The organism is Pseudomonas sp. FGI182, from assembly GCF_000511325.1.
Lineage (GTDB): Bacteria > Pseudomonadota > Gammaproteobacteria > Pseudomonadales > Pseudomonadaceae > Aquipseudomonas > Aquipseudomonas putida_Z.
In genome coordinates this window covers 3,681,680-3,706,833 of record NZ_CP007012.1, presented here as the reverse complement: position 1 = coordinate 3,706,833, position 25,154 = coordinate 3,681,680, and the positions used below count along the sequence as shown (strand labels likewise).

Sequence of the window (25,154 nt, the reverse complement as noted above, 5' to 3'; positions counted from 1 at the left end):
CAGTAATGTTAAAAGTAGTGGTTCATTGGCCGCACCGTCGGCCGATCACTATTGGACGCGCAGCACGCGCAGGAATAGACGCGTTTTGAAGAAATCCACCGCAACTCCAGCTCCCTTGCCCGTCCCCCTGTGGCGGCAGCAGCTGCATTATCGCCTCAAGGAAGGTGCGTTGATCGCTGTCGGCGCCCTGTGCCTGTACCTGTGGATGGCGCTGCTGACCTACGATACGTCCGACCCGGGCTTCAGCCACACCAGCAACGTCGACCAGGTGCAGAACGCCGCCGGGCGTGCTGGTGCCTACTTCGCCGACATCCTGTTCATGGTGCTGGGGTACTTCGCCTACATCTTCCCGCTGCTGCTGGCGATAAAGACCTGGCAGATCTTCCGCGAACGCCACCAGCCCTGGGACTGGAGCGGCTGGCTGTTCTCCTGGCGGCTGATCGGCCTGGTGTTCCTGGTGCTGTCTGGTGCGGCGCTGGCGCATATCCATTTCCACCCGCCTGCGAGCATGCCGTTCTCCGCCGGTGGTGCGCTGGGCGAGAGCCTGGGCGACCTGGCGCGCAACCTGCTGAACGTGCAGGGCAGCACGCTGATGTTCATTGCCCTGTTCCTGTTCGGCCTGACCGTGTTCACCGACCTGTCGTGGTTCAAGGTGATGGACCTGACCGGCAAGATCACCCTCGACCTGTTCGAGCTGGTGCAGGGCGCCGCCAACCGTTGGTGGGAAGCACGCAACGAACGCAAGCGCCTGGAGGCGCAGCTGCGCGAGGATGAACCGGTGGTCAAGGCCGCGCCAATGGCCGCCGACAAGCGCGAACCGGCCAAGCCGGCGCTGCGCGAGCGCATTTTCAAGCGTGAAGAAGCACCTGCCCAGCCGGTCGAACCACGTGAGCCAACCCTGTCGCGCGAGCCTGTGGTGCCACGCGAGTCGCCGGCACCACGTGAGCCGGTAATCTCCCGCGAACAACCTGCCGCGGCCCCGATGATCGTGCCGCCGACACCCGCCAGGGCGCCGGAGCCGAGCAAGCGGGTGATGAAGGAGAAGCAGGCGCCGCTGTTCGTCGACAGCGCGGTGGAAGGCACCTTGCCGTCGATCTCCATCCTCGACCCGGCCGAACAGAAGAAGATCGAGTACTCGCCGGAATCCCTGGCCGGTGTCGGCCAGTTGCTGGAAATCAAACTCAAGGAATTCGGCGTGGAAGTGGCGGTGGACTCGATCCACCCGGGCCCGGTGATTACCCGTTACGAAATCCAGCCGGCCGCCGGTGTGAAAGTCAGCCGTATCGCCAACCTGGCCAAGGACCTGGCGCGTTCGCTGGCAGTGACCAGTGTGCGTGTGGTCGAGGTCATCCCCGGCAAGACCACCGTGGGTATCGAGATCCCCAACGAGAACCGGCAGATGGTGCGTTTCTCCGAAGTGCTGGCCACACCGCAGTACGACGAGCAGAAGTCGCCGGTCACCCTGGCCCTGGGCCACGACATCGGCGGCAAGCCGGTGATCACCGACCTGGCCAAGATGCCGCACCTGCTAGTGGCCGGTACCACCGGTTCCGGTAAGTCGGTGGGTGTGAACGCGATGATCCTGTCGATCCTGTTCAAGTCCAGCCCGGAAGACGCGCGGCTGATCATGATCGACCCGAAAATGCTCGAACTGTCGATCTACGAGGGCATCCCGCACCTGCTGTGCCCGGTGGTCACCGACATGAAGGACGCCGCCAACGCCCTGCGCTGGAGCGTGGCCGAGATGGAGCGGCGCTACAAGCTGATGGCGGCCATGGGCGTGCGTAACCTGGCCGGCTTCAACCGCAAGATCAAGGACGCCCAGGAAGCCGGCGAAATCATCCATGACCCGCTGTACCGCCGCGAGAGCATGGACGACGAGCCGCCTGCGCTGAAAACCCTGCCGACCATCGTGGTGGTGGTCGACGAGTTCGCCGACATGATGATGATCGTCGGCAAGAAGGTCGAAGAGCTGATCGCCCGTATTGCCCAGAAGGCACGTGCGGCCGGTATCCACCTGATCCTCGCTACCCAGCGCCCGTCGGTGGACGTGATTACCGGCCTGATCAAGGCCAACATTCCGACCCGCATGGCGTTCCAGGTGTCGAGCAAGATCGACTCGCGGACCATCATCGACCAGGGTGGTGCCGAACAGCTGCTGGGCCACGGTGACATGCTGTACATGCCGCCGGGCACCAGCCTGCCGATTCGTGTGCACGGCGCGTTCGTCTCCGACGACGAGGTGCACCGCGTGGTGGAAGCGTGGAAGCTGCGCGGCGCCCCGGACTACAACGACGACATCCTCAACGGCGTCGAGGAGGCCGGCAGCGGCTTCGAAGGCGGCGGCGGTGGTGGCGATGGCGAAGATTCGGAAAGCGACGCCCTGTATGATGAGGCCGTGCAGTTCGTGCTGGAAAGCCGCCGCGCGTCCATCTCGGCCGTGCAGCGCAAACTGAAGATCGGCTACAACCGCGCCGCCCGCATGATCGAAGCCATGGAAATGGCCGGCGTGGTCACCCCCATGAACAGCAACGGCTCGCGGGAAGTGATAGCCCCGGGCGGCCCGCGCGACTGACGAACACCTTGCCGGGCGCCAACGGTGGCGCCCGGCCTTTTCAATGCTCGATGAGGACTCCCATGCGCGCGATTCGCATGCTGTTGGTTTCTGCCCTGGCCGCGGCTTCTGTGTCGGCCACCGTATCGGCTTTTGCCGGTGAGCAAGACGTACAACGCCTGACCCAATTGCTGGAAAAGTCGCAGACCATCGAGGCCAACTTTTCCCAGCTGACCCTGGACGCCGGCGGCACCAGCCTGCAGGAAACCTCCGGCAAGATGACCGTCAAGCGCCCGGGCCTGTTCTACTGGCACACCGATGCGCCGCAGGAGCAGGTGGTGGTATCCGACGGCAAGAACGTCACCCTGTGGGACCCGGACCTGGAGCAGGCCACCATCAAGAAGCTTGACCAGCGCCTGAACCAGACCCCGGCGCTGCTGCTGTCCGGTGACGTGTCGAAGATCAGCCAGAGCTTCGACATCAGCTCGAAGGAGCAGGGCGAAGTGATGGACTTCACCCTCAAGCCGAAGACCAAGGACACCCTGTTCGACTCGCTGCGCGTGTCGTTCCGCAAGGGCCTGATCAACGACATGCAGCTGATCGACAGCGTCGGCCAGCGCACCAACATCCTGTTCAATGGCGTGAAAGCCAACCAGGCGGTGCCGGACAGCAAGTTCAAGTTCGACATCCCCAAAGGCGCGGACGTCATCAAGGAGTAACCAGAGCTCGCCATGGACCTGTTTCGAAGCGAACCCGTCGCCCAGCCCCTGGCCGCTCGCCTGCGCCCGTCCAACCTGGACGAGTACGTCGGCCAGGAGCACCTGCTGGCGCGCGGCAAACCGCTGCGCGAGGCGCTGGAGCAGGGTGCGCTGCACTCGATGATCTTCTGGGGGCCGCCAGGGGTGGGCAAGACCACCCTCGCGCGGCTGCTGGCGCAGTTCTGCGACGCGCACTTCGAAACGGTGTCGGCGGTACTGGCCGGGGTGAAGGAGATTCGCCAGGCGGTCGAAGTGGCCAAGCAGCAGGCTGGCCAGTACGGCCGCCGTACCATCCTGTTCGTCGACGAAGTGCACCGCTTCAACAAGTCGCAGCAGGATGCCTTCCTGCCCTATGTGGAAGACGGCACCCTGCTGTTCATTGGCGCCACCACCGAAAACCCGTCGTTCGAGCTGAACAACGCATTGCTGTCGCGGGCGCGGGTGTATGTGCTCAAGAGCCTGGACGAGGCGGCACTGCGCAAGCTGGTCAACCGCGCGCTGACTGAAGAGCGCGGCCTGGGCAAGCGCAACCTGCGGGTTGGTGACGACGCCTTCAAGATGCTGATGGCCGCCGCCGATGGCGATGGCCGGCGCATGCTCAACTTCCTGGAAAACGCCTCGGACCTGGCTGAAGACGGCAGCGAGATCGACGTCGAGATGCTGCAGAGCCTGCTCGGCGACAGCCGCCGCCGCTTCGACAAGGGTGGCGAGGCGTTCTACGACCAGATTTCCGCGCTGCACAAGTCGGTGCGCGGCTCCAACCCCGATGGCGCCCTGTACTGGTTCGCGCGCATGCTCGACGGCGGCTGCGACCCGCTGTACATCGCCCGCCGCGTGGTGCGCATGGCCAGCGAGGACATCGGCAACGCCGACCCGCGCGCGCTCAGCCTGTGCCTGGCGGCCTGGGATGTGCAAGAGCGCCTGGGCAGTCCCGAGGGCGAACTGGCGGTGGCCCAGGCCATCACCTACCTTGCCTGTGCGCCGAAGAGCAACGCGGTGTACATGGGCTTCAAGACCGCCCTGCGCGAGGCTGCCGAGCATGGTTCGCTGGAAGTGCCGCTGCACCTGCGCAACGCCCCGACCAAGCTGATGAAGCAACTGGGCTACGGCGACGAGTACCGCTATGCCCACGATGAACCCGACGCCTATGCCGCCGGCGAAGACTACTTCCCCGAGGAGCTCGAGCCTCGCCAGTACTACCAGCCGGTGCCCCGTGGCCTGGAACTGAAGATTGGCGAGAAGCTGCGCCACTTGGCCGACCTTGACCGCAACAGCCCCCGCCAGCGGAGAAAACCGTGATTGCACTGATTGCCGCCGTCAGCGCTGGCGGTATTGCCGGTACCTTGTTGCGCTTTGCTACCACCAACTGGGTGGCTGCCCACTGGCCACGGCACTTCTATCTCGGTACGCTGGCGGTCAACCTGGTTGGCTGCCTGCTGATCGGCCTGCTTTATGGTCTGTTCTTGCACAAGCCGATCGTGCCGGTCGAGCTGCGCGCCGGGCTGATCGTCGGCTTCCTCGGTGGCCTGACGACTTTTTCCTCCTTTTCGCTGGATACCGTACGCCTGCTGGAAAGCGGGCAAGTGCCGCTGGCTCTGGGCTATACCGGTATCAGCGTGGTGGGCGGGCTGCTCGCTACCTGGGCCGGCCTGTCCCTGACCCGATTCTGAACCAACACCTACACATAACGAGAGAACGATATGCTCGATTCCAAACTGTTACGCGGCCAACTTCAGGAAGTGGCGGATCGCCTGGCCTCCCGTGGCTTCAGCCTGGATGTCGCGCGCATCGAATCACTGGAAGAGCGCCGCAAGGCGGTGCAGACCCGCACCGAGCAGCTGCAGGCCGAGCGTAACGCCCGCTCCAAGTCCATCGGCCAGGCCAAGGCCAAGGGCGAAGACATTGCGCCGCTGATGGCCGATGTCGAGCGCATGGCCAACGAACTGGCTGCCGGCAAGACCGAACTGGACGGCATCCAGGCTGAACTGGACGGCATCCTGCTGACCATCCCCAACCTGCCGGACGCCAGCGTACCGGTCGGTGCCAGCGAAGACGACAACGTCGAAGTGCGTCGTTGGGGCACGCCGAAGGCCTTCGACTTCGAAATCAAGGACCACGTCGCCCTTGGCGAAGTCAGCGGTGGCCTGGATTTCGAAGCCGCCGCCAAGCTGTCTGGCGCGCGCTTTGCTGTGCTGCGTGGTCCGATCGCCCGCCTGCACCGCGCCCTGGCGCAGTTCATGATCAACCTGCACACCGGCGAGCACGGCTACGAGGAGCACTACACCCCGTACCTGGTCCAGGCCCCGGCCCTGCAGGGCACTGGCCAGCTGCCGAAGTTCGAGGAAGACCTGTTCAAGATCAGCCGCGAAGGCGAGGCCGACTTCTATCTGATCCCGACTGCCGAAGTGTCGCTGACCAACCTGGTGGCCGGTGAAATCCTCGACGCCAAGCAGCTGCCACTGAAGCTGGTTGCCCACACCCCTTGCTTCCGCAGCGAAGCCGGTGCTTCCGGCCGTGACACCCGCGGCATGATCCGCCAGCACCAGTTCGACAAGGTCGAGATGGTGCAGGTGGTCGAGCCGTCCAAGTCTATGGAAGCCCTGGAAGGCCTGACTGCCAACGCCGAGCGCGTGCTGCAGCTGCTGGAGCTGCCGTACCGCGTGCTGGCCCTGTGCACCGGCGACATGGGTTTTGGCGCAGTGAAGACCTACGACCTGGAAGTGTGGGTACCAAGCCAGGACAAGTACCGCGAAATCAGCTCGTGCTCCAACTGCGGTGACTTCCAGGCGCGCCGCATGCAGGCCCGCTGGCGCAACCCGGAAACCGGCAAGCCAGAGCTGGTGCACACCCTCAACGGCTCCGGCCTGGCCGTAGGCCGTACCCTGGTTGCCGTGCTGGAAAACTACCAGCAGGCCGACGGTTCGATCCGTGTGCCGGAAGTGCTGAAGCCTTACATGGGTGGCGTCGAGGTTATCCGCTAAATGGATTACCTGCCGCTGTTCCACAAGCTGCAGGGCGGCCGCGTGCTGGTCGTTGGCGGCGGTGAGATCGCCTTGCGCAAGGCGCGCCTGCTGGCCGATGCTGGCGCCGCGCTGCGCGTGGTGGCACCGGATGTCGACGGCCAGTTGGCCGCGCTGGCCCGGGAAGGTGGCGGCGAGGTGCTGGTGCGCGGCTATCAGGCAGCCGACCTGGTCGGTTGCCGGCTGGTGATCGCCGCCACCGACGACCCAGGGCTCAATGCCCAGGTGTCGGCGGATGCGCAGGCCCTCAGCCTGCCGGTCAACGTGGTGGATGCGCCGGCCCTGTGCACGGTGATCTTCCCGGCGATCGTCGACCGTTCGCCGTTGGTGGTTGCGGTGTCCAGTGGCGGTGATGCCCCGGTACTGGCGCGTTTGATTCGCGCCAAGCTGGAGGCCTGGATCCCGTCCGCCTATGGCGAGCTGGCCGGCTTGGCCGCGCGCTTCCGCGACAAGGTCAAGGCCTTGTACCCGGACGTCAACCAGCGCCGTGGCTTCTGGGAAACCGTGTTTCAGGGGCAGATTGCCGAGCGCCAGCTGGCCGGGCAGGGCGCCGAGGCCGAGCGCCTGTTGCAGGCGATGGTCGACGGTGCGCCGGTGCAGCAGGGCGGTGAGGTGTACCTGGTGGGTGCGGGCCCGGGCGATCCGGACTTGTTGACCTTCCGTGCCTTGCGCCTGATGCAGCAGGCCGACGTGGTGCTGTACGACCGCCTGGTGGCACCGGCGATCATCGAGATGTGCCGCCGCGATGCCGAGCGTATCTACGTGGGCAAGCGTCGCGCCGACCATGCCGTGCCTCAGGACCAGATCAACCGCCTGCTGGTCGACCTGGCCCGGCAGGGCAAGCGTGTGCTGCGCCTGAAGGGCGGCGACCCGTTCATCTTCGGCCGGGGCGGCGAAGAGATCGAAGAACTGGCCGAGCATGGCATCCCGTTCCAGGTGGTGCCGGGCATTACCGCGGCCAGTGGGTGTTCCGCCTATGGTGGAATTCCGCTGACTCACCGCGACTATGCCCAGTCGGTACGTTTCGTGACCGGGCACCTGAAGGATGGCACCAGCAACCTGCCTTGGCATGACCTGGTGGCGCCGGCACAGACCCTGGTGTTCTACATGGGCTTGGTGGGCTTGCCGACCATCTGCGCCGAGCTGATTCGCCATGGCCGCGCGGCCAGTACCCCGGCGGCGCTGGTGCAGCAGGGGACTACGCGTAATCAGCGGGTGTTCACCGGCACCTTGGCGGACTTGCCGGACCTGGTGGCCCAGCATGAAGTGCATGCGCCGACCCTGGTGATTGTCGGGGAAGTGGTGCAGTTGCGTGACAAGCTGGCCTGGTTCGAAGGCTCGCAGAACAGCTGAAACCGTTGGGGCCGCTTTGCGGCCCATTCGCAGCACAAGGCTGCTCCTACAGGAGATCGCTGTTTCCTGTAGGAGCAGCCTTGTGCTGCGAATGGGCTGCAAAGCAGCCCCGACAATCTCAAGCCTGCCAGATCCCCTTGCCTGCCAACCGCTCCCGATCATGCGCCAGGTTGAAGTCCTGCAGCGGCCCTTTGGGCACGATCCCGTTCGGGTTGATGGTCTTGTGGCTCATGTAGTAGTGCTTCTGGATATGCTCCATGTCCACTGTGCCCGCCACCCCCGGCCACTGGTACAGTTCACGCAGCCAGTTCGACAGGTTGTGATAATCGCTCAGGCGGCGCAGGTTGCACTTGAAGTGCCCGTGGTACACCGCATCGAAGCGCACCAGGGTGGTGAACAGGCGCACATCGGCCTCGGTCAGGTATTCCCCGGCCAGGTAGCGGTTGCGGCTGAGCAAGTCTTCCAGGTAGTCCAGTTCGTTGAACACTTCGTCAAACGCGGCCTCATAGGCTTCCTGCGTAGTGGCAAAGCCTGCGCGATACACGCCGTTGTTCACTGCCGGGTAGATGCGCTCGTTCAGCGCCTCGATGGTCGGGCGCAGCGGCTCTGGGTACAGGTCCAGTGTATTGCCGGTCAGTTCGTTGAACGCGCTGTTGAAGATGCGAATGATCTCCGACGACTCGTTGTTGACGATGCGTTTCTCTTTCTTGTCCCACAGCACCGGTACAGTCACGCGGCCAGTGTAGTGCGGGTCATCCTGGGTGTAGCGCTGGTGCAGGTACTGCAGCGCGTCGAGGTGGTCGCCGCTGGAACCTTGCTGCTGGTCGAAAGTCCAGCCATGGTCCTGCATCAGCCAGCTGACCACCGACACATCGATCAACGGCTCCAGGCCCTTGAGGGCACGGAAGATCAGGGTGCGGTGTGCCCATGGGCAGGCCAGCGAGACGTACAGGTGGTAACGGCCAGCTTCGGGAGCGGGCAGCTGGTTGCGGCGTTGGGCGTTTTCGCGTTTGAACGTGCCGTCCTTGCCGTTTTCATACCACTGGTCATGCCAGCGGCCGTCGATCAAAAGGCCCATGGTGAGCTCCTCGGAACAAAGTTGTTTGTCGTTGGAGCCCAGTCTAGGGGAAAACGTTCGAATAACTAGCGCAAAGACTGCACTCTTACTATCTAGTTATTCGATTGGATGCGTGCGCCCCAGTAACCACGTGCCGTGGCGAAAGCCTGCTCGCGGTCCTGGCCCAGGCCGCGCAAGGCCAGGGCGATGGTCGCGACCACGGCCAATTCACCGTAGCTGTCCTCGGCCTCGCCGCGCCAGACCGCCAGCAATTGCTCGGGCTGCAGGCTTGGCGGCTTCACATGGCGGCGTTCGCTCAGCGCTGGCCACTCCTCGTCCCAGGCTTCGCCGGCGGTGGTGCCGTACAGATGGCTGATGACATCGGGGTTGACCTCGATCTCGCCGCCATCACCCTTGATTACCACGGCATGGTCGCCCAGCAGGCGGCTGGCCTCGCGGTGCACCGCCTGGTAACCGGGGTGGAAGATGCTCTGCAGGCCACAACGCGCAGCCAGCGGGTTGAGCACCCGGGCCAGCGAATGGATGGGCGAACGCAGGCCCAGGGTGTTGCGTAGGTCGATCATGCGCTGCAACTGCGGGGCCCAGTCCTGCAGCGGGAAGAAGGCCAGGCGCTGCTGGTCCAGGGCCCGGCTGACCGCAGCCCAGTCACGGCACAGTGGAATTTCCAGCAAGGACAGCAGTTGCTCGGTGTACATGCGCCCGGCGGTATGCGCACCGCCACCGTGCATCAGGATGCGCACGCCATTGTTGGCCAGGCATTTGGCAGCCAGCAGGTACCAGGGCAGGTGGCGCTTCTTGCCGGCGTAGGTGGGCCAGTCAAGGTCAACGGCGATGCGCGGCGCCTGCAGGTGGGCGCGCAGGGCCTCGGTGAAGCCGGCCAGTTCTTCGGCGCTTTCTTCCTTGTGCCGCAGCAGCATGAGAAAGGCACCGAGCTGGGCATCTTCGACCTTGCCTTCCAGCAGCAGGGTCATGGCCGTGCGGGCCTCTTCAAGGGTCAGGCCACGCGCGCCGCGCTTGCCTTTGCCAAGAATGCGCACGAACTCGGCGAACGGGTGTTCGGCAGGGGTTTCCAGGGTAAGCGGGCGAGGTTCTGTCATATGCAGTTGGTCGGCTTGGGCAGGCCCGCCAGCTTGGCGGCCAGTTTGGCGGGAGTGCCGTTGAACAGGCGGTTGAGGTGCGGGCTGTTGCCCTTGTCCGGGCCCAGTTTGAGGGCCGTGTACTTGATCAGCGGGCGCGTGGCCGGGGACAGCTGGTATTCCTGATAGAACTGGCGCAGCAGTTCGAGGATTTCCCAGTGGTCCGCCGTCAACGGGATGCCCTCGCGCGCGGCCAAAGCCTCGGCGGCGGCATGCGACCAGTCTTGCAGGTCGACCAGGAAGCCGTCCTTGTCCAGGGCGATCGCCTGATCGCCAACGTTGAGGGTATTCATAGCCAGCTGTTGACCTTGTCGTAATGCAGCGACAGCTCGACGAACTCGGCGTAGGCCACGGCCTTGGCCAGCTCGTTGCCGACCGCGCGGGCCTGCACGTCTTCTTCCAGGGCGAACAGGCGCTGGGCCAGGCCGGCGGCTTGCAGCTGGCGGTGCGGTTCGCTGCCGCTGCGCAGGGTATATACAGCATCGCCGCACAGCAGCAGGGCGTCGTCGGTGCCGAGCAGGCGCAGGCAGCTGGCCAGGCGCTCGTCGCCAAACGGGGAGTGGGCAATTACATGCAGGGTCGTCATCAGAGCGTTACCACCTGGTCGAAACGGGCGATCAGTGCGGTCAGGGCCGCGTCGTCCAGCACTTGCACCGGCAGTGTCAGAGTGTCGGCTGCCAGGCCGCGGCGAGTGAGGCTGTGGCTGCAGGCGAACAGTTCCTCGACGCCGAACATTGGCAGCGCCTGCAAGTTGGCGGCCAGGTTCTTCTGTTGCACGGCGGTGGGCTGCTGGTCCGCAGCGAGCTGGAACACGCCGTCATCGAGGAACAGCATGCCCAGTGGCAGATCGAACGCGCCGCCAGCCAGGGCGATGTCCAGTGCTTCACGGGCCGATGGGCCGTTCCACGGCGCCTGGCGGCTGATGATCAACAAGGATTTGGCCATTTCAGTCGCCTCCGAAGCAGACAAGGCGATCGGCAACTTGCGCTGCCTCATGCAGTTGGCCAAGCCCCGACAGCTCCCAAGGCTTGGGCAGGTTCACGGCCGGGCGCTGGTAGCGGTTGGCCTCGGCCTCGTCGAGCACGCCACGGCGCAGGGCGGCGGCGATGCACACCACTGCGTCCAGCTGGTGGGCTGCAATGAAGGCGCGCCATTGGCTGGCAACATCCAGCTCATCCTGGGGGGCGACCACGTTGGCCGAGGCACTGTGTACCCCGTCCTGGTAGAAGAACAGCCGGGCAATCTCATGCCCGCCGGCCAGCACCGCCTCGGCGTAGCGCAGGGCGCGCCGCGAGGAGGGCGCATGGGCCGGGGAGAACACCGCGATAGCGAATTTCATGGATAACTCATGCAAAAGGAATGGTGCCATGATAAAGCAAAAAAGCCCGCGCCCGCTTGTGCATGGCGGGGCGGGCTTTCTGTCTTGCACCAATCTTCAGGTCTACGCGGCCTCGTGTAGGAGCGGCCTTGCGTCGCGACGGGCTGCAAAGCAGCCCCATGGCCCTGACAGAAGGACTCCAGGCTCAAGCCTGTTCCTTGCTCTCCGGCAAGAACCAGTTCAACACCAGGGCACAGATACCCCCGGTAGCCACGCCCGACTCCAGCACATTGCGAATCGCTGCAGGCATGTGCGCCAGGAACTCCGGCACCTGCGCCACACCCAGGCCCAGGGCCAGCGATACAGCAATGATCAGCAGGGCACGACGGTCCAGGCGAGTGCTGGCCAGGATATTGATCCCCGAAGCCGCAACCGCCCCGAACATGACCATGGCCGCACCACCCAGCACCGGCTCCGGCACCGCCTGGATCACCCCGGCAACGCTCGGGAACAGCCCCAGCAGCACCAGCATCACGGCAATCCACATACCGATATGGCGGCTGGCGATCCCGGTCAGCTGAATCACGCCATTGTTCTGGGCAAAGATCGAGCTCGGGAAGGTGTTGAACAAACCGGCCAGCAGCGAGTTGGCCCCGTTCACCAGCACACCGCCCTTGATCCGCTGCATCCACACCGGCCCTTCGACCGGCTGGCGCGACACCTTGCTGGTGGCGGTGACGTCACCGATGGCCTCCAGCGAAGTCACCAGGTAGATCACCAGCATCGGGATGAACAGTGCCCAGGAGAAGCCCAGGCCGAAGTGCAGCGGCGTCGGCACCTGGAACAGCGCGGCTTCGTGCATGCCGGTGAAATCCAGGCGGCCCAGGTAACCGGCCAGCGCATAGCCGACTGCCAGGGCGATAACGATGGCGCAGCTGCGCATCCACACCACCGGAATGCGGTTGAGGATGACGATGATCGCCAGCACCACGCCCGACAGCAGCAGGTTCTCGCCATTGGCGAAGGTGCCATTGGCCATGGCGCCGAAGCCACCACCCATGCTGATCAGGCCGACCTTGATCAGGGTCAGGCCGATCATCAGCACCACGATGCCGGTTACCAGCGGGGTGATCAGGCGTTTGACGAAGGGCAGGATGCGCGACACGCCCATCTCGACGAACGAGCCGGCGATTACCACGCCAAAAATGGCCGCCATCACACCTTCTACCGGCGTACCTTGCTTGACCATCAGCGCCCCGCCGGCAATCAGCGGGCCGACGAAGTTGAAGCTGGTGCCCTGGACGATCAGCAGCCCGGCACCGAACGGCCCGAAGCGTTTGCACTGGACGAAGGTGGCGATACCCGAGATGACCAGCGACATGGAGACGATCAGGTTGGTATCACGTGCGGAAACCCCCAGCGCCTGGCAAATCAGCAGGCCAGGGGTGACGATCGGCACGATGATCGCCAGCAGGTGCTGCAGTGCTGCCAGCAGGCCGATCAACAGCCGTGGCTTGTCCTCAAGACCAAGCACCAGTTCATTGGCAGGCGCCGCCGCGCCTGGGCTGTGTTCGTGTGAGCTCATTGCGAAAAGCTGCCCCGGAAGAAAAAAGGAGCGCATTCTACGGGGTGATGGCGAATTGGGGTAGAGAAAAGCACGATGGCGGCATGATCGACGACCATTTGCCTGGTTATCTGACTTTATGGTCAGTTATTGGGCGCTTTTTCCCAGGTGTCGAACCTGTGGGAGCGGGCGTGCCCGCGAAGAATGCGACTCGGTGTATGGCACCGGCTTCGCCGGTGTTCGCGGGCTCGCCCGCTCCCACAAGGCTCCAGCTAAATCGATGAGTTGAGCGCCCACAAAAAAAGCCCGCCGAAGCGGGCTTTCTCTTGCAGCAATCAATCAGTCATCACGACCCATGATGCCAAACAGCTGCAGCAGGCTCACAAACAGGTTGTAGATCGACACATACAGGCTGATGGTCGCCATGATGTAGTTACGCTCGCCACCGTGAATGATCGCGCTGGTCTGGAACAGGATGCAGACCGACGAGAACAGCACGAAGCCAGCGCTGATCGCCAGTTGCAGGCCGCTGATCTGGAAGAAGAAGCTGGCCACGACAGCACCCAGCAGGACAAAGAAGCCCGCAGTGATGAAGCCGCTGAGGAAGCTCATGTCCTTGCGGGTAATCAGCACATAAGCCGACAGGCCGCCGAACACCAGGGCTGTCATGGCAAATGCCGAGCTGACCACCTCAGCGCCACCGGCCATGCCCAGGTAGCGGTTGAGGATAGGGCCGAGGATAAAGCCCATGAAGCCGGTGAGGGCGAAGGTGGACACCAGGCCCCAGGCCGAATCACGCAGTTTGTTGGTAAGGAAGAACAGCCCGTAGAAGCCGATCAGCACCACGAACACGTTCGGGTAGCCGACGCGCATCTGCTGGGCCACGAAGGCCATGACACCGCTGAAGGCGAGGGTGAGCGCCAGCAGGCTGTATGTGTTGCGCAGGACCTTGCTGATCTCCTGCTGCTCGACCTGCTGGCCGTGGTGTACGGCGTAATCCTGTTCGCGCATGGCGACACTCCTTGGTAAACCTGTGGTTTTCAGACGTTCAGATGCTAGGAGTCTATCAGAGCTCCCGCAACCCGCGACACAGAGAGTTTGACAGCTTGTTTCATTACGGTATTATGGCGGCCGCAAAACGAGCTGGAAGCGTGGCCGAGTGGTTTAAGGCAACGGTCTTGAAAACCGTCGATGGGCAACTATCCTAGAGTTCGAATCTCTACGCTTCCGCCATACAAGTGCTTGATTTCATTGATGTTCGCCACCGCTGAACCCGCAAATGGGAGCGTTTTGGGAACACTTTGGGAATGACAGGCAGAAGAAAGGGGCCCTTGCGGCCCCTTTTTTTGTGCGTTCAGGTCAACCTGAGCGCCTGATTCAACAACCCCACCACATCAGGGCCGTCCTCGCTGATCCACTTCGCGTAGTGCTTGAAGATCATCGCCGTCGATGTGTGCCCCATCTGATCCGCGATCCACTCCGGCGTGGCGATACCACTGCTCAGCATCTGGCTGGCGAAGGTGTGCCGGCAGGTGTTCGGCCCACGCTGGCGTACGCCAGCTTTCTCCAGGTGCGTGATCCACCACCCATGCCGCAGAACATCAGAAGAGCGGTACGGCTCACCAGTGGCACTGTTGTGGAATACAAAGCGCACGCGCTGTTCCCGCACCGTCCGATTGTCGCGGTCGACGACCTCGATCAGTTCCGGCGCAATGTGCTGGGTGAACTTGGCTTGCGCCTGCAAAGCGCGCAGGGCTGGAGCGAGCAGTTTGACCTTGCGCGTAGAGCGCCGGGTTTTGGTCACTTTGTACTGACCGGCCACCCTCGCGCGGCGAATCTCCACGGTACCCGCCACTAGGTCGACGTCTTCCCAGGCCAGGGCAATCGCTTCGCTGACCCGCGGGCCAGTCCAGATCATGAATTCCGTCAGGTTGATTTCTTGTTGCCGTTCAGTCTGCTGCTCCAGGATCGCGTTGATTTCTTCCCGGGTGAATGGGTCTGGGTCGTCAGCGTCTGGCAGCGAGATAGTGATCCCATCAGTCGGGTCGAACGCGAAGCGGTTCCGGGTACGGTACAGCTGGAAGATCTGGCGCAGGTGGCTGACGATCTCGCGTACGGTCTTGTTGTGCAGCTTGGGCATCAGCACGCTTTGCACCCAGTGTTGAATGTCCAAATGATCGATGCGATCTGCCTGCTGATCGCCCCAGCGTGGGCGAATGTGCTTCTCGGTGCGGCTGCGGTACATGGCGAAGCCGCTGGCTGCCATCTGGTTGCCCTTTATCTCTAGCCACAGGTCGATGTAGTGGCCGAGGGTGTTGGTCTTGACTCGCGGCGAGTCAGGAAAGTGCCGGGCATAGTTGAACGTGCCGGCCTCAATCTCGTAATTGATAATCCCGACCAGACGCTCGGCATTAGCCAGGTTTGCGGGCGAGGCGTCCCCAGGAATGGTCTCCCGGCAAAGCTCGCCCTGGTAACGGAAATACACGCGGACATGATTGCCGCGTACTTCGACTCCAGCTGCCATTATTTTTTCACTCGAAAACGAAGATACGGCCCAGTGTATGGGCCGTGATGACATCAAGGCCTGTTTCCAGGCCTAGAAGTCCGGGGCGTCAGTTCTTGGTATGCAAGTTCATCGCACTCACCCGGCGATTTCTCTATGCGCAACGCTCAGGCCAACTGCCACAGGGCGTACCCATATCGGCATGCTGCTGAGCATGAAGGTTTCGCCCTGGGCGGCCAGGAGCAGGGTGGTGCCCATTACATGGGCGATTGCTTCCGCCGCTGCTGGCGGTACCGCATTGCCGATACGCTCTCGCCAGGCCTGATCGCTCAAGCCATCTAGCTCCAGCTGCTCCTCGGGCTCGACCAGGCTTTGCAGCGCGGCCAGCTCCAGGGTGGTGAAGGGGCGGTGCCAGGTTCCGTCGAGTGATTCGATGACGCAGGTGAGTCGGTCGTTGGCCTCGGGCAGGCGCGGATCTGCAATGCTCCACCGTCCGTTGTCGTGCATTGCGCTGGCAGAAACGGCGCCGGCCTGGCCATTCCATGGGACAACACCGTAGTGGCCACCAGTAAGGTAGGCATCGCCCTTGCTGCGGCGCATGCCCGGGCGCGGGTCAGCGATCGACAGTGCGCCACTGGCCACCTGCTGCGAGCCGGTCACGGTGCCAGCGGTCTGGTTCATGGCTACCACATTGAGCTTGCGGCTCGACGCGCCTGGGTGCCAGTTGTGATAGCGCGGGTCCTGCACGGCATATGCCCCTTGGCCTGTGGTGCTGCCAGCAATCACCGTGTTGGCGGTACCAGCGAACGGCGTCACCTGGTATTTGCCGAAGCCTTCTCCACCTCGGCGCGGGTCCGCAACGCTGAATGTGCCTTGCCCTGGGCTCTTGACGCCGATCACCGCGCCGCTGGTGTCCTGCCAGCGCCGCACGCCGTACTGCTGGTACTGCAGTGCACCAGCTTTGGCACGCGGGTCGGCGACGGAGAACTTGCCATTGGTTGGCCCGCTGCGGGCCGCCACGGTACCGGCAGACTCGGCCCAATCGTTCACGCCGAGGAAGCCGTCACGGAACTGGGGAACGATGATCAGGTCGCGCAGGTAGCCATCCTCGATCGCCAAGTCGTTCAAGCTGCGCCAGTCCTTGCCTGCCTCGACCAGGGCCAGACGAACCCAGGTCTTCCACTGCAGGGCTGGCACCCGGTGCATGGGGCCGGCCTGCTCGATATCCCCAGCCAGCGGCATGCGGCCGAGGATGTCTCCCACGGCCCGCAGGCTCTTCTTTTCTGGCTCGTACAGGAACGGTGGCACCTTCTCTACGTTGCGCGCCACCAGCAGGAAGCGCTTGCGGCTCTGGGCCAGACCGCCGATAACGCCACAGTCGTGGGTAGTTTCGGCAACCGCGTAGCCGAAGTGGCTGAGCAGCGCTCCGATCTGGTCCAGCAGGTGCCGGCCACGGCTGGCCAGTCGCGGCACGTTCTCGAACACCAGCAACGGTACCGGGTCATCCCGCCAGGCCTCGCCGAAAAGCCAGATGCACCGCAGTGTCAGTTCGTTAAGGGCCTGGTACTTCGGGGTCATGCTCATGGTTTCGGACAGCAGGCCGCTGGCACCTTTGCATGGGGAGCTGATGAACACCGCGTCGGGGCGTCGGCCGCCGGCGGCACGCCGGATATCTTCCGGCGTTGCTTCGCGCCAACCTGGTGGTGGCTCTTTGCCGTGGAAGCGGATGTACTGGTCGCGGGTAAACAGATCAATCAGCGTACCTTTCACGCCGCTCAGTCGTTCGAAATCGGCCAGGCCGGCTGGGTCAACGTCCACACCGCCGATGCATTCCCACTCGGCCTGCATGTTGCCGACAATGGGCTTGGCCCTGTTGAAGCCCTTCGCTCCGCCACCCAGGCCGCAGCAGAAGTGGAAGTGATACAGCTTTCGCTTAGCGAGCATAGCGGCGCCCCTTTTGTGCCTTCTTGGCCTCGACATTGGCCATATAGGCCTCCCACTCCACCGACATACGTTGCTGGCGGATCTTGCTGCAGCGCTGATGCTTCCTGGTCGAGCGAGCTTTTTTGCAGATATCGCAGTGGTTGGGCAGGTCCAGCGAGTGGCTGGCCAGGCGAGGACGGATTTGTTGGTTCACGCCGAGGCCTCCCCGAGCAAGGCGCGGGTCAGCGCATTGCGCTGCCCTGCCGGGGTCAGCTCCGATACCTGGATGGCTACGTTGTGGCCGTTGCGGTACTTGACGATGGCTGTGGTGCCGAGGATGCGTACGATGGTGGCCTCCTTGGAGGTCATACGGATTGTCTTTGCACCACGCCGGATCTCAGTGAAGGTAACCTTGTCGCCTGGCTTGAAAGCGGGTGTGGTAGCCTGCTCAGCGCCAACTTCGGGGGTTTCTACTTGCATGTCGTTTCTCCTTGGGGTTGGTCGGCGCCGGGGAGTTGCAGCTCCTCGGCGCCACCTGGTTACTTGAGGCGGTACTGCTTACCGTCATCGATGATGTAGAACTCGACGTCACGGATCGGGTAAACGCCGCCGGGTCCGCCGTGGACAGCAAAGTTTCCGTAGGGTGGTTTGCCTACTCGAACAGGGAACAACTTGTCGCTCTGGTGCGCGTATTCGCTGGTTCTTTTGATCCGCGCATAGAGCTGCTGGCCAGGGGAGCGGCAGCCGGCGGGGCCATGTGCCGCCTCGAACCCGAGCCAGGCCGCACGGGTTTCCACGTTGGTCGGGTTTCCATTGGCATCAGCGCTCAGGTCATAGCCGTGCTCTTCGGCCCACACCGTGAACCCCAGCATTAAGTTCAGCTTGTCCAGCGAGCTCATGCTGCACCCCCGACTTTCGCCAAGCGGGCTGCCTCATACTCGCTGGGCAGGAGCTCGATGGCCCCACTGATCCAGCCAGATGTGGGTTTGCCCGCAGCGACCTTCTCTTCGTGGTCGGCCTTATTGATCTCGAAGCCAAGGGCGAAATAGGCGATGTTCCGGTGCACAAAGAAGGCGCCGCCGTAGAGCAAGAGGTTGCCGGTGTTCACGCTCAGTCGGTCCCAGTAATCAAGGCGGTCCAGAGGAGGCGGGCAATTCGCTTTCCACTGCTCGCACAGACGATCGTGCTCACCCCGGATCGCAGCGCGCTGCTCCTTTGTAATGCCCTTTGGCGGTACTGCCTTATGACGCAGGCTCCGGTAGCCATACTCGTCAGGGCGGCGCCAGTGGACGTCCAGTTCAGGACTGGCGGAGAGTTTCACGCCACCGGCGAAGTGCGAGGTAACGTCGTGCATCGGGGCGATAGCACCCCCGAATATTTTGCCCAACTCGGCCAGGCGCTCATTCAGCTGGTCTTTCGCCTGGTAGAACTCCTGGACTGTGGCCACCACCTCGGGAGCCTCGGATTTGTAGTAGTGGTGCATGTCGTTTCTCCTTGGGGAGATCGCCGACCAGTTGCAGCTGGCCGGCGTTCTGGTTATTCGCTGGCCGCGCAGGCCTGCATGTCTGTCGTGATGACCTGGACAACCTCTTCTCGGCTGTCGGCATAGGCGAATGGCAGGGAGGAGCCTGGACGGGTCACCGGGTACCGCGAGTGCGGAAGCCGGCACTCGGCCACGGTGTAGCCGCTGTCGGTTACCCAGCAACGCGGGATGACCTGGCCGTCCTGGTTGCGCTTCGCCTGCCACTTCATCCCCAGTACTCGCGCAGCTGGTTGAAGATCATCCGGCCCTTCGGTAGGTACTCGTGGACTTCAAGCTCGGGGACGTTGTCGAGGCGCAGTACGGCGATACAGTCGTCGAACAGGCCTGCATCCAGGCTGCGCAGGTCGGTGAGGGTGAACGGGAACTCATGCCCGTTGTACAACCCGAGCAGGAAGCGGCCTACCGTGCGGCTCTGGCCCGTGTCACGCAGTGCCACCGGAACAAGGCGGGCAAGCGCTTGAGTGCCCGCTTCGCGAATGCCGGGCCGCTCGTCCTGGTAGGCGAAAAACTCATCGAAAACGATTCGGCTGCTTGGGGCTGGTGGAGTCGGATCGACGACTACGTGCAAAGTGATGTGCATAGAGCCCGGCAGATCCACCACGATCTCAACGATTTCGTCCAGTAAGCTTTTCGGGCACTCATCGATGAACAGGTCCTTTGCCCCGCGCCACACCAGCTGGCGCACAGCTCGCTTGAGCGCCTCCGCGCTCATCTGCGGAGCCACGAGAATGTGATTTTCGAGCCGCTTTTCCTCTGCCAGCTTGCGCAGTTTCGTGGTTTTGCCAGAGCCAGCTGGGCCTTCGATTTTGCTTAGGTACATGTCGTTTCTCCTTGGGTTTTTGCTCGGCGTTGCAGCGCCAGAGCTGTTCAGCCGGCCTTGAAGGTCCAGCACTTGACGGTGGTGGGTCGTGTGTTCGCACTGGTGGTACGGCTGTTGAACGCCGCACGCACGGCGCTATCGACTGCTCGGTTAGCGTCGATAAAGGGGCGCGATTTGCTGTTGCGCAGTAGGTTGCGCAGGGTGGTTGCGTCGGCGAGCTTCTGTTTGTGTTCGGCGGCCCGTTCGCAAAACTCGTTCAGGTGAACTGCGATCAGTTCCGCGTTCTTGCTGTGGTCGACCACTGGCTCGTCGCTGAGCGACTCGAGGTAGTCGAACACTTCCCAGAATTCGGCCACTTCCTTCGGGTCAGAGTTGACGGCCAACTGGCGGCCAACAGCCATGGCGCGCAGCTCGCGAAGGGTGCCTTCGTGCTGGCTGTCGGTCATCGGTACGACCACTCGCAGCGCGTCTACCAGAGCCATCATCTGGGCGTGGTTCTTGATGATCCGCTCGATGCGGATCTCGCGCATTTCGCGCAGTGCCTGCTCATGCACCTTTACCTGGGCACGGAAGATTTCCATCACCTTCTGCTCAGCCTTGGCTGCCATCAGCAGGAAGTGGCTCACTTCGCTGGCCTGCAGGTGGTTCAGGTTGTCAGCGGCCGCACGGCTGTCGCTGGTGACCTCCGGGCGCACGAAGTGCAGCTTGACGATACGAGTAAGGATGGCCTCGGACGCAACGACCGAGGCGTTCTGGCTGAATACCAGCGTTGCGCGGAAGGGCGGGGCGTTGGTGTCGTTGCCACCGTTCTTCACCCCGGTCAGGCCCAGGCCGCGGCCGTTGAACAACGGCTTGAACTGGTCAAAGTCGAAGGACTTGGCCGCCCCTGTCTCGGCGTCACTGCGGTCGGCCTCCAGCATTACCACAGGCATGCCCGAGGTTTGGCTCAGCCAACGACGCAGGCCCGCCTTGGTCATCTTGATAGGGTCGTCGCCTTCCTCATCCTGGCGCCCCATGAGCTTCCACAGGAACATCAGAAGGGTGGACTTACCGGCGCCGGCCTCGCCGGTCACCTCCAGAAACGGGAACGACTGGAACTCGGCGCGGATCTGCTCAGCGAACAACGAACCGAACCAGAAGGCGAGGGCGATAACGCCTTGGGTGTTGAAACAGGTCCATAACCACTTGAACCACTCGGGGCGGTAGGCCGAGACGTCCCGGTTTATTTCGAGCTTGATCGACTTCTGCAGCGACTTGAGGCGTAGGCCTTTGAATTCGAAGTAGTCCTCGGCATTGGCCTGCTCGAGCACACCACCGCGCACAGCCAGGTCGCCGAACACATAGCAGCCGTATTCCTTGCTGTAACCGACGTAGTCGATGGTCTTGACGGTCTTCAGGGCGAACAGCTGCTGCTGCATGATCCGATCGAGCTGGGAGGCGCTGCCGGTGAAGTAAGCGCCGGCTGCCATGCCGACCAGACGCTTCTTGAATTCGCTGGGGGTGGTGACCTGCCCACCGGTGAAGGTGTTCAGCACGCTCGGCTCGTCGTGCGGGAAATCGACGCGGAAGTAGTACCAGGACTCGTCCGTTACCTCATTGCGCTGGAAATACAACGCTTGCGGGTAGCAGTTGGCGATCTCGATCACCGCACCGCACTGGCGCAACGCCTTGTCGCGGCGCTGGCGATCAGTCAGGACCAAGTCTTCCTGCCGCTCGGACTCGTCCAGCTGCTGGAGCGCCTTGTTGAACTTCTCCACATCCATCTTGAACCAGTAGAGGCGGTTCTCGTAGGAGAAGTGAAATTCCTGGCGCTCGCGCCAGTCGTACATCAGTACGCCTTTCTCGGCTGCGCTGTCGGCCAGCAGCAAGCTGCCGTGATAACGCGCCTCGCGCAGGTCTCGATCAATCCGCTCTTGGCGCTTGTCAGCGTCGATGAAGTTCCAGCGCTGGTGCAGGTCGTTCCAGTCCACCTTTCGGCCATTCTGTGGAATCTGGGCTGCCTCGCAGGTGAATCCCAGCTCGCGGGCCAGTGCTGCATGCTTGCGTGTGAAACGATGGGCGCCTGGTTCATTGTCCAAGGCCCATACCAGGCGCGGGAGCTTCTTGCCATGGCCGCGACGCAGCTCGGCCAGCGCCTTGAGCGATTCGAACGGGAACGCGCCCGAACTCATGGCCGATACGGCGTCCATGTCGTGATGCAGCAGGCCGATGGCATCGAAAATACCCTCGACGATCCACAACTCGTCCAATTCCAGCAGATCAACCGTTGGCGGGCACCACCAGTAGCCTTTAGGTGATTGGCCGGGCGCAAAACGTGCTTTTTTCTTGCCAAACCGGTGCGGCTGGTCGATCAGGCGCTCCCAATAGCCGCCGTGCTCCAGGTTGAAACGAACTGTGGCGCTGCCAATCCCGAGATTGCGATCCCAGTAGTTTTCCTGGGTGTACCAGCCTTTGACGAGGTCCAGGTCAAAGCCGCGGGCGTTCTGCAAATAGGCGTTTGCCGATGCTCGAGGAGATTCCTGGGTGGCGGGGTAGCGCTTGCTGTAGTCATCGAATAGGTCATCGAACAGCTCTTTGACATGCCACTGCTCGCCACATTTGCTCTCACGGCCGCACTTGATGAACCAGGGCTCGTCCTGGCGCGAGTACAGCTCTTTTTTGCCGCAGTTGGGGCAGGTCCCCTTGCGCAGGTATTGAGTACCGGCCATGGGCTTGAGGCCGTACTGATCCTGCAGGCGCCGAAGTACTTCGGCGCGCAGGCTGTGTTCCATGGGCTTGCGGTTCACTGCGCACGCTCCGGGCCAGTAGCTGCGAGCTGTTGCTCAAGCGCTTTGCGGGTGCGGCAGATGCCGGAGAGGTGGGGTACATCCGCCAGAACCTTCGGGCCACGCTTACCGACCGGTACATTGCGGTAGCGGTCGGAATACCAGACGTCGGCCATGGTCAGGTTGAACTGGCTGGTGAGCCATTGCAGGTAGTGCTTGGCCTGCTGCTCGTCCAGCTCAATTTGGAGGTTGATCTTGCTCATATGCCACCAATGGAATGCAGTTTCCCCTTACCCACGCAGAACGGGGCATCGGGAAGGGGGTTGTTCGGGTTACTTCGAGATGTTGCAGGTCTGCCGCATACGCCGCGGCAGGTAGCGTGCCGGCACCAGGTGCCGTTGCTGGGTCGTGGTATCCAGCAAGATCAACTGCGCGCGAAAGATCCCGCTGGTCGGGCATACTCCCAGGAGCTTCAAGCGCCCCGTGGTCTTGCTCTCGAACTCAGCGACGGCCAGCTCAGCGATGCGCTGCACGAGGTGTGCTGGCACTTCCAGCGACTGCGCCAAGTAGCGGCTGCAGTTCTCCAGCACCTGGTGGTCGCCAGCAAGGTGAAGGCCCTCCCGGCGGAACAGGAAGGCCACGGCGGCCTGCTGCATGGCAGCGCGGTAATCGGTTTCGGGGTTGGTGGTCAGGGCGATGGCGTTCATGCGGTAGCTTCCTCCATGTCCAGCTGGTCCAGCAGGTCGGGGTGATCGTCAGCAGCAGCGGTTTTCATCGCTTGGCGGCGCATGGCCACCGGAGCGACCGGCAGGCGAACCGTGGGGTTCGGCATGCCGCTCGGGCTCATTTCGTGGGTCATTTCGAACTGCGCCCGTACGGACCAGCCACAACCCTCGTTCGCGCATTGCAGGTAAGCGATCCGCAGGAAGATGTGTTTGCCTTCGCTTGTGCGGATGCGCATGCGGCTGGAGCAGTGGGGGCAAACGAGCTTGTAGGTGCTCAATTCGAATCCCCCTTCGTGTGCAACTGGATGGTCGCTGTGACCTCGGCCGTGCGTGCGGAGAGGTACTGGTGGTGCGCATCCATGATGAATTTGGCTTCGTCTTCCTCGATGACGCCGTCTTCCAGGGACTTGGCGATGATCTGGTCGACTACCCCACGCTTGGCGGCAGCCCGCACTGAGCGCTGGTACAGCTCGACGTTGTCCAGGTCTTCGGGCTGGATGAGCGGCACGAACATGCCGCCGTACATCTTGGCGATGAACTCGGGCAGGTGTGTGGTACCGGCATCGGTTTCCAGTAGGTGGATCTGGTCGTAGGTTAGTGGGCGGCTACCGGCGTTCTCGTAAACGCGGTTATCGAATTGCTTGAGTTCGTAACCGAGACGGGGAGCTGCGCATTCACGACCGCCGGGGTAGGCGCACACCACTGCGCTCACCACCTGGCGAAGGGTTTCTAGAACTGGGCGCTTCATGTTCTGGTTTCCTCCTTGAGCCAGGGGGCTTAATTTTCAGGACCGGGTTTGATGCCGAGCAGTACTGCTGCACGGTGCGCTTCACCCCGGAGGCACTTTTTCTGGCCGTTCAGGACCGCGTACACGGTGGATGGGTTGAGGTCATGCTTCTCAGCCCACTCTTTCGCTGAAATTCCTTGTTGCGCGAGGCGAGCGCGCGCTTCCCGGCATGCTTGCTCGGTGGGGTAGGTGTTCGGCATAGTCTCGTTTCGTGTGATTTCGTGTGATGGCGTGATGATTATTTCCCTCAAATGAGGGAAAGTCAATCGTCTATGGAGACGTTTGTGGGAATTGGCGAACGCCTTAAAGAAGAACGAGAGCGCTTGGGTCTCAATCAGACCGAGTTTGCTGCCCTGGCAGGGGCATCAAAAAATACTCAATACAACTATGAGAAAGGCGAGCGGAGCCCGGACGCAAATTATCTGGCAGCTGCTGCTCAACAGGGCGTTGACGTCCTCTACGTGGTTACAGGGCAGCGAGTCCCCTCCCCAGAGGAGTCAATCGCAGCTGACGAGATGGAGACGCTGCGGCAGATTCGTGCTCTCGGTGCGGAAGATCGAGGCGCCGTTGGACGGCTACTCGCCGCATTCAGTCGCAAGTAACAAGGAGTGAAAAATGCTCAAGGAAATGGTGGGCACGGGCCTATTGTTAGCAGCCTTCGCATTGGTTGGGTGCAGCGGCCAGGACGAAGGCAAAGAGGTAAGTGCTAAGGACTTTGGTGATGATTGGCCGTTCACCGTTTCCAGTGTGCAGTTATTTTGTGAGCCAAATCCCCCGAAAGCATTTATGAAAGCACCTGATGGTAGCTTTTATGCGTTAAACGCTAGTGCAAAGCGTTTCGCTCAGCAACGCGGCTGGCTTGAGGTCAAGAGGGTTTTGAAGCCAAGTCGCTGGATCGAGGGCGTTCCAGCGGACTACCTGACTATTTCGCAGCAAGCCATTGAGCTTTGCCCCCAGTCCTAGATTTTTTCTGTCCTGATCGAGAGATTGACTAGTGGCACACCGAAACGTGCTGGACATCTCACATTCCCCGAATGCTTCGGTCGGTGCCGAGGTTGGTACCGGGCATTCGAACGTGTGGAGTGGAGTGAAACATGTCGGTGAAAAATGAGGTGCAATGCAACCAGTCTAAAACGCGTGAGGCATTTCAGCTTACTCAGTGCGAGTGGCTAGTAATTAAAATGTTCAGGCAGTTAGATGAGCAGGGGCGTAAGGATATAATTCGCTTTTTGGATGCGTTGCTCGCAGCTAGATAAAAGGAGAGCCCGGCATGAGTCGGGCTTTTTAGTGAGTAGGGGAAAGTGGTG

At 62.4% G+C, this 25,154-nt stretch carries 30 protein-coding genes and 1 tRNA gene; 9 read left to right on the top strand and 22 right to left on the bottom strand.

Annotated elements, in window-relative coordinates; genetic code table 11:
- The first annotated feature begins 25 nt into the window (after window positions 1–25).
- The 6 genes from C163_RS16420 (at window position 26) to cysG (ending at window position 7,685) form a co-directional block, all read left to right on the top strand.
- Complete coding sequence (locus C163_RS16420; protein WP_371257947.1) at window positions 26–2,575, top strand: DNA translocase FtsK 4TM domain-containing protein; 2,550 nt, start codon at window positions 26–28, stop codon at window positions 2,573–2,575.
- A gap of 62 nt (window positions 2,576–2,637) precedes the next feature.
- Window positions 2,638–3,273, top strand: a complete 636-nt coding sequence (gene lolA / locus C163_RS16415; protein ID WP_003258873.1) for an outer membrane lipoprotein chaperone LolA — start codon at window positions 2,638–2,640, stop codon at window positions 3,271–3,273.
- Between the two features lie 12 nt (window positions 3,274–3,285).
- Window positions 3,286–4,611 carry a replication-associated recombination protein A gene (locus tag C163_RS16410; protein ID WP_013973284.1) on the top strand — a complete coding sequence of 442 codons (1,326 nt, stop codon included), beginning with the start codon at window positions 3,286–3,288 and terminating at the stop codon, window positions 4,609–4,611.
- Window positions 4,608–4,982 (top strand): fluoride efflux transporter CrcB, encoded by a 375-nt coding sequence (crcB, locus tag C163_RS16405; protein ID WP_025339771.1) that lies wholly within the window; start codon window positions 4,608–4,610, stop codon window positions 4,980–4,982. Before C163_RS16410 ends, crcB begins: the two co-directional genes overlap by 4 nt.
- Window positions 4,983–5,012: 30 nt before the next feature.
- Window positions 5,013–6,293: a serine--tRNA ligase gene (gene serS, locus C163_RS16400; protein WP_025339770.1), complete on the top strand. Its 1,281-nt coding sequence runs from the start codon at window positions 5,013–5,015 to the stop codon at window positions 6,291–6,293.
- The gene (gene cysG / locus C163_RS16395) at window positions 6,294–7,685 is read left to right on the top strand and encodes a siroheme synthase CysG (protein ID WP_025339769.1); all 1,392 of its coding nucleotides are present in this window, start codon (window positions 6,294–6,296) and stop codon (window positions 7,683–7,685) included.
- Window positions 7,686–7,803: 118 nt separating this feature from the next.
- Here the strand turns inward: cysG and C163_RS16390 are convergent, their stop codons facing one another.
- The 8 genes from C163_RS16390 to C163_RS16355 all read right to left on the bottom strand — a co-directional run bounded on the left by C163_RS16390 (window position 7,804) and on the right by C163_RS16355 (window position 13,792).
- Window positions 7,804–8,763: a glutathione S-transferase family protein gene (locus tag C163_RS16390; protein ID WP_025339768.1), complete on the bottom strand. Its 960-nt coding sequence runs from the start codon at window positions 8,761–8,763 to the stop codon at window positions 7,804–7,806.
- Between the two features lie 92 nt (window positions 8,764–8,855).
- Window positions 8,856–9,860, bottom strand: a complete 1,005-nt coding sequence (locus C163_RS16385; RefSeq protein ID WP_025339767.1) for a glycosyl transferase family protein — start codon at window positions 9,858–9,860, stop codon at window positions 8,856–8,858.
- Window positions 9,857–10,192: a TusE/DsrC/DsvC family sulfur relay protein gene (locus tag C163_RS16380; protein ID WP_025339766.1), complete on the bottom strand. Its 336-nt coding sequence runs from the start codon at window positions 10,190–10,192 to the stop codon at window positions 9,857–9,859. The genes C163_RS16385 and C163_RS16380 overlap by 4 nt, the downstream gene beginning before the upstream one ends.
- The gene (gene tusB / locus C163_RS16375; protein ID WP_025339765.1) at window positions 10,189–10,485 is read right to left on the bottom strand and encodes a sulfurtransferase complex subunit TusB; all 297 of its coding nucleotides are present in this window, start codon (window positions 10,483–10,485) and stop codon (window positions 10,189–10,191) included. Before tusB ends, C163_RS16380 begins: the two co-directional genes overlap by 4 nt.
- Entirely contained in the window at window positions 10,485–10,844 is a 360-nt protein-coding gene (gene tusC, locus C163_RS16370) for a sulfurtransferase complex subunit TusC (protein ID WP_025339764.1), read from the bottom strand. The genes tusB and tusC overlap by 1 nt, the downstream gene beginning before the upstream one ends.
- Before the next feature lies 1 nt (window position 10,845).
- Window positions 10,846–11,238 (bottom strand): sulfurtransferase complex subunit TusD, encoded by a 393-nt coding sequence (tusD, locus tag C163_RS16365; protein ID WP_025339763.1) that lies wholly within the window; start codon window positions 11,236–11,238, stop codon window positions 10,846–10,848.
- Window positions 11,239–11,422: 184 nt separating this feature from the next.
- Window positions 11,423–12,802, bottom strand: a complete 1,380-nt coding sequence (locus C163_RS16360) for a nucleobase:cation symporter-2 family protein (protein ID WP_013973275.1) — start codon at window positions 12,800–12,802, stop codon at window positions 11,423–11,425.
- 318 nt (window positions 12,803–13,120) lie between these two features.
- Window positions 13,121–13,792 (bottom strand): Bax inhibitor-1/YccA family protein, encoded by a 672-nt coding sequence (locus C163_RS16355; protein ID WP_003251184.1) that lies wholly within the window; start codon window positions 13,790–13,792, stop codon window positions 13,121–13,123.
- 134 nt (window positions 13,793–13,926) lie between these two features.
- Here C163_RS16355 and C163_RS16350 point away from each other — a divergent pair.
- Window positions 13,927–14,014 (top strand) — tRNA-Ser (locus C163_RS16350).
- A 121-nt stretch (window positions 14,015–14,135) separates the two neighbouring features.
- On the opposite strand, the gene C163_RS16345 is transcribed toward C163_RS16350, so the two are convergent.
- The 14 genes from C163_RS16345 to C163_RS26610 all read right to left on the bottom strand — a co-directional run bounded on the left by C163_RS16345 (window position 14,136) and on the right by C163_RS26610 (window position 24,047).
- Window positions 14,136–15,305, bottom strand: coding sequence for a site-specific integrase (locus C163_RS16345; RefSeq protein ID WP_025339762.1), 1,170 nt, complete (start codon window positions 15,303–15,305; stop codon window positions 14,136–14,138).
- Window positions 15,306–15,422: 117 nt separating this feature from the next.
- Entirely contained in the window at window positions 15,423–17,228 is a 1,806-nt protein-coding gene (locus C163_RS16340) for a DNA cytosine methyltransferase (RefSeq protein WP_025339761.1), read from the bottom strand.
- Entirely contained in the window at window positions 17,218–17,421 is a 204-nt protein-coding gene (locus tag C163_RS16335) for a hypothetical protein (RefSeq protein ID WP_025339760.1), read from the bottom strand. Before C163_RS16335 ends, C163_RS16340 begins: the two co-directional genes overlap by 11 nt.
- Window positions 17,418–17,687, bottom strand: coding sequence for a hypothetical protein (locus C163_RS16330; protein WP_025339759.1), 270 nt, complete (start codon window positions 17,685–17,687; stop codon window positions 17,418–17,420). Before C163_RS16330 ends, C163_RS16335 begins: the two co-directional genes overlap by 4 nt.
- 59 nt (window positions 17,688–17,746) lie before the next feature.
- Entirely contained in the window at window positions 17,747–18,106 is a 360-nt protein-coding gene (locus C163_RS16325) for a hypothetical protein (RefSeq protein WP_025339758.1), read from the bottom strand.
- Complete coding sequence (locus tag C163_RS16320; protein WP_025339757.1) at window positions 18,103–18,690, bottom strand: hypothetical protein; 588 nt, start codon at window positions 18,688–18,690, stop codon at window positions 18,103–18,105. Before C163_RS16320 ends, C163_RS16325 begins: the two co-directional genes overlap by 4 nt.
- 53 nt (window positions 18,691–18,743) lie before the next feature.
- Window positions 18,744–18,959, bottom strand: coding sequence for a hypothetical protein (locus C163_RS16315; RefSeq protein WP_025339756.1), 216 nt, complete (start codon window positions 18,957–18,959; stop codon window positions 18,744–18,746).
- The gene (locus C163_RS27745; RefSeq protein ID WP_025339755.1) at window positions 18,956–19,570 is read right to left on the bottom strand and encodes a hypothetical protein; all 615 of its coding nucleotides are present in this window, start codon (window positions 19,568–19,570) and stop codon (window positions 18,956–18,958) included. Before C163_RS27745 ends, C163_RS16315 begins: the two co-directional genes overlap by 4 nt.
- 47 nt (window positions 19,571–19,617) lie before the next feature.
- Window positions 19,618–22,341, bottom strand: coding sequence for a toprim domain-containing protein (locus C163_RS16305; RefSeq protein WP_025339754.1), 2,724 nt, complete (start codon window positions 22,339–22,341; stop codon window positions 19,618–19,620).
- An 11-nt stretch (window positions 22,342–22,352) separates the two neighbouring features.
- Window positions 22,353–22,598 (bottom strand): hypothetical protein, encoded by a 246-nt coding sequence (locus tag C163_RS16300; RefSeq protein ID WP_025339753.1) that lies wholly within the window; start codon window positions 22,596–22,598, stop codon window positions 22,353–22,355.
- A 69-nt stretch (window positions 22,599–22,667) separates the two neighbouring features.
- Window positions 22,668–23,042, bottom strand: coding sequence for a hypothetical protein (locus C163_RS16295; protein WP_025339752.1), 375 nt, complete (start codon window positions 23,040–23,042; stop codon window positions 22,668–22,670).
- A complete protein-coding gene (locus C163_RS16290; RefSeq protein WP_025339751.1) occupies window positions 23,039–23,338 on the bottom strand; it encodes an ogr/Delta-like zinc finger family protein in 300 nt (99 codons plus the stop codon). The genes C163_RS16295 and C163_RS16290 overlap by 4 nt, the downstream gene beginning before the upstream one ends.
- Window positions 23,335–23,808 carry a YmfL family putative regulatory protein gene (locus C163_RS16285; RefSeq protein ID WP_025339750.1) on the bottom strand — a complete coding sequence of 158 codons (474 nt, stop codon included), beginning with the start codon at window positions 23,806–23,808 and terminating at the stop codon, window positions 23,335–23,337. The genes C163_RS16290 and C163_RS16285 overlap by 4 nt, the downstream gene beginning before the upstream one ends.
- Before the next feature lie 29 nt (window positions 23,809–23,837).
- On the bottom strand, window positions 23,838–24,047 hold the full coding sequence (locus C163_RS26610) for a DNA-binding protein (protein WP_061551190.1): 210 nt from the start codon (window positions 24,045–24,047) through the stop codon (window positions 23,838–23,840).
- A gap of 72 nt (window positions 24,048–24,119) precedes the next feature.
- Between C163_RS26610 and C163_RS16280 the strand changes: the two genes are divergently transcribed.
- Window positions 24,120–24,449, top strand: coding sequence for a helix-turn-helix domain-containing protein (locus C163_RS16280; protein WP_256220371.1), 330 nt, complete (start codon window positions 24,120–24,122; stop codon window positions 24,447–24,449).
- A 13-nt stretch (window positions 24,450–24,462) separates the two neighbouring features.
- Window positions 24,463–24,810, top strand: a complete 348-nt coding sequence (locus C163_RS16275; protein ID WP_025339748.1) for a DUF2511 domain-containing protein — start codon at window positions 24,463–24,465, stop codon at window positions 24,808–24,810.
- Window positions 24,811–25,154 lie beyond the last annotated feature (344 nt).